The organism is Galbibacter sp. L-19 (assembly GCF_056857615.1).
In genome coordinates this window covers 16,910-27,280 of record NZ_JBSXNL010000020.1, presented here as the reverse complement: position 1 = coordinate 27,280, position 10,371 = coordinate 16,910, and the positions used below count along the sequence as shown (strand labels likewise).

Annotated in this window: 13 protein-coding genes; all 13 read right to left on the bottom strand. The window is 35.7% G+C overall.

The annotated features are described in order from the left end of the window. On the bottom strand, nucleotides 1–894 hold an 894-nt coding region (locus tag AC13CQ_RS00990), incomplete at its 3' end, for a hypothetical protein (RefSeq protein WP_482882677.1). A 23-nt stretch (nucleotides 895–917) separates the two neighbouring features. Beyond that, nucleotides 918–1,592 carry a hypothetical protein gene (locus tag AC13CQ_RS00985; protein WP_482882676.1) on the bottom strand — a complete coding sequence of 225 codons (675 nt, stop codon included), beginning with the start codon at nucleotides 1,590–1,592 and terminating at the stop codon, nucleotides 918–920. 56 nt (nucleotides 1,593–1,648) lie between these two features. Beyond that, nucleotides 1,649–2,593: a DUF6712 family protein gene (locus tag AC13CQ_RS00980; RefSeq protein ID WP_482882675.1), complete on the bottom strand. Its 945-nt coding sequence runs from the start codon at nucleotides 2,591–2,593 to the stop codon at nucleotides 1,649–1,651. A gap of 2 nt (nucleotides 2,594–2,595) precedes the next feature. Further along, nucleotides 2,596–3,945, bottom strand: a complete 1,350-nt coding sequence (locus tag AC13CQ_RS00975) for a hypothetical protein (RefSeq protein ID WP_482882674.1) — start codon at nucleotides 3,943–3,945, stop codon at nucleotides 2,596–2,598. Continuing rightward, the gene (locus AC13CQ_RS00970; RefSeq protein ID WP_482882673.1) at nucleotides 3,945–4,292 is read right to left on the bottom strand and encodes a hypothetical protein; all 348 of its coding nucleotides are present in this window, start codon (nucleotides 4,290–4,292) and stop codon (nucleotides 3,945–3,947) included. The genes AC13CQ_RS00975 and AC13CQ_RS00970 overlap by 1 nt, the downstream gene beginning before the upstream one ends. A gap of 87 nt (nucleotides 4,293–4,379) precedes the next feature. Continuing rightward, nucleotides 4,380–4,604: a hypothetical protein gene (locus tag AC13CQ_RS00965; protein ID WP_482882672.1), complete on the bottom strand. Its 225-nt coding sequence runs from the start codon at nucleotides 4,602–4,604 to the stop codon at nucleotides 4,380–4,382. A 184-nt stretch (nucleotides 4,605–4,788) separates the two neighbouring features. Continuing rightward, nucleotides 4,789–5,055 carry a hypothetical protein gene (locus tag AC13CQ_RS00960; protein ID WP_482882671.1) on the bottom strand — a complete coding sequence of 89 codons (267 nt, stop codon included), beginning with the start codon at nucleotides 5,053–5,055 and terminating at the stop codon, nucleotides 4,789–4,791. Continuing rightward, entirely contained in the window at nucleotides 5,052–5,312 is a 261-nt protein-coding gene (locus tag AC13CQ_RS00955) for a hypothetical protein (protein WP_482882670.1), read from the bottom strand. The genes AC13CQ_RS00960 and AC13CQ_RS00955 overlap by 4 nt, the downstream gene beginning before the upstream one ends. A gap of 231 nt (nucleotides 5,313–5,543) precedes the next feature. Then, nucleotides 5,544–6,104 carry a hypothetical protein gene (locus tag AC13CQ_RS00950; protein ID WP_482882669.1) on the bottom strand — a complete coding sequence of 187 codons (561 nt, stop codon included), beginning with the start codon at nucleotides 6,102–6,104 and terminating at the stop codon, nucleotides 5,544–5,546. Nucleotides 6,105–6,306: 202 nt separating this feature from the next. Next, complete coding sequence (locus AC13CQ_RS00945; RefSeq protein ID WP_482882668.1) at nucleotides 6,307–7,809, bottom strand: hypothetical protein; 1,503 nt, start codon at nucleotides 7,807–7,809, stop codon at nucleotides 6,307–6,309. Then, entirely contained in the window at nucleotides 7,784–8,362 is a 579-nt protein-coding gene (locus AC13CQ_RS00940; RefSeq protein WP_482882667.1) for a hypothetical protein, read from the bottom strand. Before AC13CQ_RS00940 ends, AC13CQ_RS00945 begins: the two co-directional genes overlap by 26 nt. Beyond that, a complete protein-coding gene (locus AC13CQ_RS00935; protein ID WP_482882666.1) occupies nucleotides 8,363–9,643 on the bottom strand; it encodes a DNA modification methylase in 1,281 nt (426 codons plus the stop codon). Further along, entirely contained in the window at nucleotides 9,640–10,278 is a 639-nt protein-coding gene (locus tag AC13CQ_RS00930) for a hypothetical protein (RefSeq protein WP_482882665.1), read from the bottom strand. The genes AC13CQ_RS00935 and AC13CQ_RS00930 overlap by 4 nt, the downstream gene beginning before the upstream one ends. Nucleotides 10,279–10,371: the final 93 nt, after the last annotated feature.

The window sequence follows — 10,371 nt, the reverse complement described above, 5'->3', positions numbered from 1 at the left end:
TAAATCCCAATAAGTACTTCCATTAGAACTTCCAAATATTCTTGAATTTCCATTTGTCCCAAAAGAAGGAGAAGAGCCATCGTTAAATGTTAAGTCTCCTGATGTTTTTGTTGTATTGCCTACAGATAATAAATATCTACTGTTCCCTTCAGATTTTGTATAAGCATCAGTAATCCCATAACCTGCAATAGTGGTTGGAGTTCCTGACAACTTACCCCATGCTAGAGAGCTTATCCAAGTTGGATTTGAATAGGATTGCGATAATCTAGGGTAAAACGATTGATAGTCTCCTTCCTGCGCTGTCACGTCTCCTTTTCTAGTGAATACTGACGTAACATCATTGTTATTTTCTACTATTTGCCATTCAGAACCATTTGATATTATCCAGTCTCCAACGTCGTAAAAAGTTCCAAATTGCGTTCCAGAAACAGTAACAACATAGTAAAAACCTTTTGTTGATGCACTTGGTGGATTAGATAATGTAGGGGTGTTTGTGTTAGCGTTGTAGTTCCCTTGATAATTAACAGCTCCAAGCAAAGATTCTGGTATTTGACTTGTTGGTAATTTTCCATCGTTATCAAGCGTAGCAACTCCATTATTTGCGCCTTTTTCGGAAGTGTCTATTTTATCATCCAATGCATTTTGTAAATCTGTCTGGTCGCTTAAAGTTCCTGGTATATTACCCCATTGAGTTCCAACCAACCCGTTTAAATCGCCAACATTTAAATACGAGTTAAGAAGATTATTAGAATTGAAAATAGGAATTTTAGTTTGGATGCTTGCTGTATCTCCTTGATGAGTAGCTGTTGGAAAATCAACTCCTAAAAAGTGTGTTTCTTGACTATATCCTAAAAAGGATGTGATAATTAGAATTATAAATATTAACTTTTTCATTAGTTCGATTTTGATTTGATGAATTATATTTTTGCTCCCGTTAATGGTTGCCATTTTGTACCTATGCCTGTTGTTATATCTCCTGTGTTGTCTATTAGTTTTAAATCGCCAAAGTATTTTTGACCATTGTATTCGTACATTCCTCCTGCTGCTATGTCTCCTATTTCGATGCTTTTTACATTTGCACCTACATATCTGAATCTATTGTTGTCTATTTCGATTTCAGTTGAAGAATTGGCGTTAACCTCATTTAATAATTCATAAACTCCAGAAAACCAATAATATATTTTACCAGAATCTTTAATTATATAAAGGGTGTTATCAAATCCAGTAATTGGTCGTTCTTCTATATTGTTAAGCCATACAATACTACTTGTATAATCTCCACCTTCCCACTGCTGGGTGGTATCATTCCAAACAGCTACCTGAGGAGTACTACCTACACCTGCATCTATTATAGCGTATGCGTTTTCTTCGGCTACAGGAAAAGCAGCTTCTAGTGTAGCTAACGAATCGAAAGTTCCATAAAAAGGCGAAGGAGACACGCTACCCGTAAGGCTATCCAGTATGTCGGCATGATCAGTTAAGATACCACCTATTTCGTTAAAGTCTTCTGCCCATGCCTCGGTAAACCTATTGTTAGTAGGTCTTACATTTGACTTATTTTGTAACTCGTTAGATGGTCTTAATGCTGGCATAACCCCTTATTATTTTAATGTGAAATTCTTTTTTTTTAGTTTTTTAAAAAAGGACACTAAAAAGACACTATACTTTTTGTGTTGATAAAAGTACCTTCACCCGTAGGCGTGTTATTTTCTGAGAAATCTGGAAAAATATCTGGATTGTTTTCTATTAAAGTTTTAAGCTTTTTTAACCACTCATCACCTGCTGTAGTTCTGTCTCGTTGTAATCTATATAACTCTTCCTCCGATAGCTTATCGATTTTAGTGTTGCTTAACGAAGCTTCTTCACTACGTGTAAACATTCCGCTAGACTTTAGCAAAAAAACACCACTTGAAGCTGCTTTGGCAATGGTATGATTTACTTGTGCAGCTTGCATATATTGTAATGCGCTACTTGTTATATCATTCTCTGCCGCTAAAATGATATCGGTAGTGGATGCGTCTATCCAATTAAATATTTGTTCTTGTGCTTCTATGGTGTAAGGGCGTAAGGCTAAAAAAGTTCTTCGACTGTAGTTTATATTAAAATAGCGTTGAAAGTCTTCTGTTTTTGGGGTGTACAATTCTTTAAATATGGTATAACCTTCGGTGCCTACCCAGTCTGAAAACGAAGCTTCGTTTTGCTCCATAAGCTTTAAAGCTTCATCTATAGCCGATAAGCCATTACCTTCGTAAGCACGTTGTAAATCTCGAATTTGCCACCACTCGGCAGACTTTGTGTATTCGCTGGAGTTTGTTTGTATACCTGTATCTGATACATTTACATTTCCCTGCGGAATATATTTTAGCATGGTAAGGTTTGCAGCGGCTTCTGTGCAAAGGTCGTATACCTCTTTTACCACGTCATCGTTCGTTGGCGCTGTTGTGCTCCAAGATTTATAAAGCGTGCTCCCTAAAATAGATTTAATGTACTGCCGTTCTGCTTGTATAACAAAAGGTTGCACGTTTTCCCATGTAAAATTAAAGTTGATGCTTACATGTTTCTTAATGTCGGATGCCGATTTTAATAGTGTCATGGTTATATTCCGTTTTGTACGCCTGTAGGATTTGCGTCTAGCGTGGTTAAAACTGTATTTGCAAAATCGCCTTCAATATCGTCTGGCCATTGGTTGTAATCTCGAAGCATATGCCAGATATCGAGTGTTATTTCTCGTTTGCTTTTAAATAAAGAGGTAAGTATAGAAAAGGCTTCTCGTTTATCGCTTCCAGAACCTGTATTCATTTTTCCTCCTGGTATTCCTGCACCTAATAATGAAGGATCTACACCTAATGCAAACATAATTTCTGAGTTTGCTGCAGAAGCTTCTGGTAGGTAGGCACCATCTTTAAGTTTATCGTCTATAGCTTCTACTTGTATACCTTTAATCCAATCGCCATTAGCATCTTTATAGGTAACCGATTGAATAGATTTACCTGCATTTTTATTACCCGATAAATGTTGATCTATATTTTCGAGGAGCTTTTTACGAATTTCAATTTTTTTATCGGGCTTAAAATCTTGCCAGTCTGTTCCATAAGTTCGTTGGAAGTATTCTTCAGAAATATGTACCACATACTTAATGTGTATTTGGTTTTGGAAAAGTTTTTGTTTGTACTCGGGAATGGAGTTGGCTACGTCTAACCATCCGTTATGATACACAGCATGCCAGTCTACTTTTGGGTAGTAAGTTTCGTCCATCATTGGATAAAAAATTGGCATTACAAATTTGTGAATTTTATATTTTTTGCAATACTCTCTGATTTGTTCTCCGTTCCAATAGCTATCTACGACCTTTATTCGTTCTACATATTCGCTATCCCAAGTAGTGGAGGATTTCCAGTTGTGACAAAAGCCGACTTCTTCAATTAAGCCAGTACTTTCGTTCATTTTTTTAAATCGACATTTTGCAGTCGGTAATCTGCGAACACTTAGTATTTTGTTGTAATCTTTAGATAGTATAAACTCTGGAAATCCAAGGTTGAAGGTTTCTAAATCGGCGATGGTTTCAAGCCAAAAACGATTCATTTTATTTTTTAAGAAAAAACTTTTAATCTCTGGGTATTCGGTAGGAGATACCAATAATTTATCTCGCTTACCGTTTTCGGTGACTTCTTCTTTAAATAACATAAAGCCTTGACCGTAATGGGTAGCTTTTAAAAATCGAAGCCCTGCGCCACCTGCTCCGTTAAGACTCAGTGCTTTTAAAAAATTATGAGGAAACATGTTGTCGTCGCCCCATTTTGCCACATCGCCACTACTATTTCCTAAAGCTTCTTTTTTAATAACGGTATGTTGCTCTTCTTTTGGACCTATAGGTTTACCAAAACTAAAAGCGGTGTTTGATCCTTTTCCAAAGGCTACGTCTCCGTGAAATATTACATTGCTCATTAATACACGACTTTTTTATTGTTAAAGGAAATAATGTGATTGATATGCACTTTTTTAATATTGCCATTTGGCAATTTTATGTTTCGGGTTTTGTTGTGCCAATGGTTGGGTTTACGTCGGATGGTAACTTGTCGTTTGTGGTATCTTAACCCAGTAATGGTGTCGGTTTTTTTGTTTTCTTCTTTAATTACCAATTTAGCATGTGGGTAAGTAACTAACCGACCGCCTGTTTTAGACTGCCGATTTAGCGTACGAAATGAAATAGAAAAAGGAACCGCTCTACCTTCGTGGTTAAGCGTTCGCATTTGCTCTAGGACGTCTCGTAAAAATATTGTACCCGTTTCCATAGTGCCAAGATGTGGCTATTATAGAGTAAAAAAAAGGACATAAAAAAACCACCCGAGTTGGGTGGTATAAACTAAAATTATGGAATGCTATCCGAAGTAATGTAAATCGATATTCCAACGTTCTAATTGCTTCATGTTAACACATTCCATACATTCTTCTAGTGCTTTGGTGTAGTTTTCTTCTTCGCAAATCCATTTCACTATTAAGGTGTTAATTCCGATAAATTTAGTTGAAATATATTTTACTCCACACCAAGCAAACATTTTTAAATCTTCGTGGTTTCCTTTGAATTTTCCTGTTATTATTGTCATTATCAATGTTTTAAGTCAGTCTAATATAACACAGTAAATGCTTGAATTCAAGTTAATTAGCTTTTATTTTAACTAAAAAACCTCCCTAATCTTATAACTTCTCCAATTGCCCTGTATACAGAATTGGAAATGAGTTCTAGTCAGGAATATTCAAATTGGATGATTGTGTGTGACATCGCTTAATCTATTTAGCATCAAGATAATAAAATAATTCTGTTTTCCCTTCCTCGTTGATTTGTTTAAACACTTTAAAATCTAACCCAAGTAAGGCTTGGTATACATCGTCTTCGTATATCCAACGTTTTGGAAGTATACGAGTTACTTCTTCATGGAGTTCTGTTAGGGTTTTGTATACGGTTGAGTCGGTAGCCTCATCTTTAGAAGCTACTGGCGTATAAAAACTGCTAAGCAGTTTTTTTATTTCTACGGAATAATCTGTTTTGACGCTCATGACAAAGTATTTATGTGTTGTACTTCGGAATCGTTATACATTTCCATAATGACAAAGAAATTGTAAAGTTGCTTAAAACTAGTAAATAATTCTTTTCTAGTTTCTGGATCGTCGAGTGCATCGTGGTTTTGAGCACCTTCGTACATAAGAAGGATGTGGTTTTTTAAAAAACCAAAGTCGCCTTGGTTACCAAGATCTATCAATGCCTCTAGCATTAACTTGGATTTTTTTGCTTGTGTTAAATTTTCTGTTGTCATAATCGAAAATTATAAATACACGAATCCCCACTTTAGGTGTGACAACACAGTCTAGGACTGGATTTCCTCTCGTTTCCTACAGGACACCGTTGTAAGGGATTCGCTATCGTTAAAAATAAAAGTCTTAGGATTGCTCCTAGTACTGTGTTGTCGGTAACAAATATATTAAAAAAACCAACACAGCAAATATACTGTGTTGGTTTAGGTTTTGAAATGGTAGGTTTGTGTTAGTTAAAAGCCTGTTTTGTTTTGCTGCTTTTCATTATAATTTTCAATGTCATTTAAATATTTCATATATGCATCATAATTACTAATACCAAGGTTAACGGCATAAGAATTATAAGATATTTCAATAGATCTTAATTCTACTACTATTGTTTTATCAGGATTAACCAACACGAGACCATGTTTATTATTACTAGAAAACAAAGCGGGTACATCCCAATTGTCAGGCTCAATTAAAATATCATAATTTTTAGATTCAAAAAATGCAAAACTATTTTGTAAATAAACTTTTGCATTTTCATGGCTTAATCCAAACAGAGAAGATTTTGGATTAAGTGTTAATGCTTTCAATAAGCCATTATTTATAGTGAAGTTTTGTCTGTTAATATTCCACAATATTCCATTTCCAAATGAAATATCCGTATATAATTCTTTGTTCTTTTTTAACTCTTTATATGCTTCTTTTTTAGGCATATTATAAATTAACCCTTTGTATAAAGGAGTACTTTCTTGGGCTTTAGTATCATTAACAAAAAAAATTACCATCAATATCAATAAATATCTCATAAATTTTTCTTTAAGGTTAAATACCAAAAATACAAAAATATATCATTCTCATTTTTAAACATTTAACTATTTGATAGTTAGGTAATTGGCTTTTAAACTCTTTTTTTAATTGTCAAAATGTGTCGCCTCACCCAGCGCCGTGGCCTATAACGTTCTGACAATTTCCTTTTTAATTTTTTAAGATAATATGAAAATGGTTTGGCTAAAAAGTAGAAAGTGGCACGTCTTCGGTGCTTCGGTGTTGATTGATAAAAATTTCATTGAACAACGCAAAGAGTGGGTAATCAAACGCATCGGAGAGGTGAGTGGCGTGTTGTTGTTCTACACCCTTACGTCTTTCGCTACTCTTATCTTTCTCTAAGCCTCGAGAAGAATCTTTAATCTCGGCATGCTCAAGCGATATTATAAGATCGGTACAGTTGCTCTGGTTAATTCTAATTTTAGGTAAGCGTTTGCGCCCGTCGTCTTTAAACATGGTGTTTATCAATCTAAACTTCATCATGTAGTCGGGGTTAACACCTACCGTCATCATGTGCGCTTTCCACCCATGGTTACGAAGTATTTGTTCGGCTTGCTGGGCAAAGGTAAGCTTGCTGTTGGCTGTACGAGAGTTACCTGTACGGTCGAAATAGAACTTTACTATCTTGGTAGGAAAACCTTGGTAATAAGGGAGAAACTCCTCAGTAAACAAATGGTCGAGTATCTTGGGGGATTTAACATACAAACTTTTCAATACTTTGTAGGTATCTCCTTGTAGCTGAGATACTACCATGCTATTAATATTAGCACCCCAATCTACCGATATAATAAGGGGTTGATTAGGGTTTACATCTCTATCTTGTCTCCAATTAAAAGACTTGGCATTTGCTTTCGATAGGTCTAAGGTTTCTAAATAGCTATTGTCGTGGTCGGTATAATAATGTATATCTGGGTTTAATTGGGAGTAGTACCCGTCGGTAATTTCTTTAGGTCGTATGTTGAGCATTTCTGCATTGTATACCAACTCACTCGAGTAAGACTCCTTCATGTACTCAAAATAATCGGGACGTAAATTATGTAGGTTGCACTTGGCGGTAGCTTTTAAGAAAAAGAAATCTTCTGGACGTTGTATTGCTTTTTCTTCGGCATCTATAAACCACTTCCCTTTTTTGTTGAGTGGTGTGGAGCTTAAAAACAATTCGGAGTTTAGTAAGGGAGATTTTTTAAATATAGCCTTCTGGCTACGGTTGGTATTACGTACATTAATGTTTAATCGTTCTTCATCTAGCAATGCAGCTTCATCTCCAACAATGGCATAACTGTTTAGTCCACGTCCGCTATCTTTATGATCTAAGCTAACAAGCTGAAAGATACTCCCATTAGAGAAATGTATAACGTTGTTAAATACATCTGGACTTTGGAATGGTAGTTCAAACCCCATTTTTTTACCAGCCATACTACCTACCACATAATCAACCCCTTCATACACGCCAAACATTTCTAAACCTTCTTTTACTGAAGGAAGTAGTCTACTTAATATTTGGCTATAGGTACTACCAACCATAGCGAATGAGGCTTTTGGCATTTGCTTTACCAGTTGTAAATCGTGGTAACCTAAATAGGTGGTCTTACCTGTACCACGACCAAGCTCTAAAAACTTACGCTTTTGTTTGGCTTGGCTGGCAATATATTGAGCAGGATTAAGTGTTACTGTCTTTCTTAGCATTAGGTACGTCTTCGTAGTTTATATCTTCGGCTTCAAAATTGTTAAGGTCTACCGAGCCTTTACTTATCATTTTCTCTACTGCCTTTTGGAAAGTTTTATTAACTGCCACGGTAATCTCTAGGTTGGCAAACTTCTCTGGATTAAAATTACCTTCCTCTTTATCTAAATCGGCAAGCTTAATCATTCGGTCCAGGCATTTACCCATAACCTCCAGATTCTTGTCTTTGGTGGCCATTTGAAAAAGGTTCTGGTTGTATTCAAAAATTATATACCGCCAACCTTCTTTTCTGCTTTGGTTTATGTCGCCAAACAACTGTAAAGCGTTCGAAATATCTCGATATGCAGTTGCCATGGACACATCGAAAAGGGCAATAATTTTTTTGGTAGCTTGCTCTCTTGAATGAAAATTTAATAACAACGAAAAGGCAGCTTCCCATCGCTTTTTTAATTCTTCGTCTTTCTCGGACAGCTTTATTTTTTCGGGTTCCAAATAGGAAGCCAAAATATTTTCAAAAGGCGTGGTTTTGTTAGATATGCTTATTTCTGTACTCATTTAATAGGTGTTCAATTCTTCTAGGGATAGTTTTCTTCCATTTTTATACACCTCAAACTTTCGATTGTTATCTAGCATATACTTGGTGTATCTCTTTACATCTACATCCACATATTTAGGATCAATTTCTATTGCTCTACAGTGCCTCCAGTTTAATTCGCAAGCAATAAGTGTAGATCCCGAACCTAAAAAACCATCAAAAACAATTTGCTTTTGCATACTGCTATTACAAATGGTATACGATATCAAATCGATTGGTTTCATGGTTGGGTGTTCTTCCGAGCGTAATGGCTTATCAAATTCTAAAATGGTAGTTTGTTTTCGGTCGCTATTCCATGTATGTGTAGTTCCTTCTTTCCATCCGTATAAACAAGGTTCGTGTTGCCAATGGTAGTCTTGCCTGCTTAATACCATAGTATTCTTTTTCCAAATAAGACATTGCGAAAATTTAAAGCCAGCGTCCATAAAAGCGCTTCTAAAATTAACACCTTCAGTATCTGCATGAAACACATATATTGGAGCTCCTTTCTCAGAATATGCAAACGCCTGGTCAAAGAATGATTTTAAAAAATCGTAAAAGTTAGCCGATGCCATATGATCGTTTTTAATACCCTCTCGTTTGTTGGTATTTCCACCTTGGTAGTTTACATTGTACGGTGGATCGGTAACAATAGTATTTATTTTTTCGGAGCCTAATAACGTTCTATAAGTATCTGGACTACAACTATCGCCACATATAATTTTATGGCGTAAATTTTTATGAAGACTTACAAACTCATAAACATCTCCTTCTTTTGAAATTGGATCTGTAGGCAGTTCCGGCTCAAACTCTGGGTCTTCTTCTTCCTGTTTTAATTCTTCTGGAATTAAATCGTCCGGAATGAATACTTCATCAAGGTTTAATCCTAAAGATTCTAAATCGATATCATCAAAAACTTCATCCAACACATCTTTATCCCAATAACCAATTTGTACATTCGACGTAATATTATATTCCTTAAACTCTTGCTCGGTTAAAGATCTATTTGGTTTGCGTATATCGATTACTTCATCACCACGTCCTAATTCCATCAAAAGCTTTACACGTTGGTGGCCTGCAATAATTTTATTATCAGTATTAACAGCAGGTATTTCTGCAAGATTAAATTTGCTTAAACTCTTTTTAAGCTTCTGTTTACGTTCTTCTGTTAAAATACGAGGATTGTATTCAAACGGAATTAAATCGGCAACCTTAGCCTTTGCTGTATGCCATTCTAATGGTTCTAAAAGTATTTCGCTCATAGCAAATCGTTTATTTTATCAATATTTAAGGTATGTTGGTGCAATTTCTTTTCGCTTCGGTTTATTTGTGCCTCTATTAAATGTATAGCGTGCTTGTTTTCTTCAGTGGATAGTTTGGTGTAATACCCATCTATTCGTTGCTTTAATTTGGTGCATTGGCTCCGTAGGTTGTTCCGCTTTTTATACAAATCGGCTTCACTCATATTTGCAAACGTATCTGCCTCCGTAGGCAATAGTGTTTTATGATTTTGCCAATGGTGCAGCTCTTTCCAAATAGTTTCTCGCTTGGCGTCTATATCTTCTATTTGTAGCTGTATCGATAAACTTTCGTCTTGTGCTTCTGCAGGTAAATCGTTTAAAGCAAATTTTAAATCGCACATTTGGTAGAATAGCTGTGCAGCTTCTTGGTACCTAGCTCGTAATTCATGTGGAAGTTCTCCATATCTAACCGAACCAAACACAACTTTTTGGCTTTGCTGCTTTAGTTGTTTTTTATGGTGGTGATTGGTAATTACTTCATCGGTTACTTTATTAGGTAATGGCAAATCTGGTTTTTCGGTTGGTATAGATTTATCTTCGGAAGTGTTTTTTGCTTCGGTTTTAGCCACACGCAACACTTTTATTAGTTGTGCCATATTATGGTTGGATTTACCTCGCTCTAGCTTTTTTAATATCCGCGACTTACACTGGGGCAAACCTTTGTAAATGGTTACCCCAACGTTATAGTC

What these genes read in the sequence shown, in the direction of transcription:
- AC13CQ_RS00985 (WP_482882676.1), bottom strand. Translation starts at nt 1,592, where the DNA reads ATGCCAGCATTAAGACCATCTAACGAGTTACAAAATAAGTCAAATGTA.
- AC13CQ_RS00980 (WP_482882675.1), bottom strand. Translation starts at nt 2,593, where the DNA reads ATGACACTATTAAAATCGGCATCCGACATTAAGAAACATGTAAGCATC.
- AC13CQ_RS00975 (WP_482882674.1), bottom strand. Translation starts at nt 3,945, where the DNA reads ATGAGCAATGTAATATTTCACGGAGACGTAGCCTTTGGAAAAGGATCA.
- AC13CQ_RS00970 (WP_482882673.1), bottom strand. Translation starts at nt 4,292, where the DNA reads ATGGAAACGGGTACAATATTTTTACGAGACGTCCTAGAGCAAATGCGA.
- AC13CQ_RS00965 (WP_482882672.1), bottom strand. Translation starts at nt 4,604, where the DNA reads ATGACAATAATAACAGGAAAATTCAAAGGAAACCACGAAGATTTAAAA.
- AC13CQ_RS00960 (WP_482882671.1), bottom strand. Translation starts at nt 5,055, where the DNA reads ATGAGCGTCAAAACAGATTATTCCGTAGAAATAAAAAAACTGCTTAGC.
- AC13CQ_RS00955 (WP_482882670.1), bottom strand. Translation starts at nt 5,312, where the DNA reads ATGACAACAGAAAATTTAACACAAGCAAAAAAATCCAAGTTAATGCTA.
- AC13CQ_RS00950 (WP_482882669.1), bottom strand. Translation starts at nt 6,104, where the DNA reads ATGAGATATTTATTGATATTGATGGTAATTTTTTTTGTTAATGATACT.
- AC13CQ_RS00945 (WP_482882668.1), bottom strand. Translation starts at nt 7,809, where the DNA reads ATGCTAAGAAAGACAGTAACACTTAATCCTGCTCAATATATTGCCAGC.
- AC13CQ_RS00940 (WP_482882667.1), bottom strand. Translation starts at nt 8,362, where the DNA reads ATGAGTACAGAAATAAGCATATCTAACAAAACCACGCCTTTTGAAAAT.
- AC13CQ_RS00935 (WP_482882666.1), bottom strand. Translation starts at nt 9,643, where the DNA reads ATGAGCGAAATACTTTTAGAACCATTAGAATGGCATACAGCAAAGGCT.
- AC13CQ_RS00930 (WP_482882665.1), bottom strand. Translation starts at nt 10,278, where the DNA reads ATGGCACAACTAATAAAAGTGTTGCGTGTGGCTAAAACCGAAGCAAAA.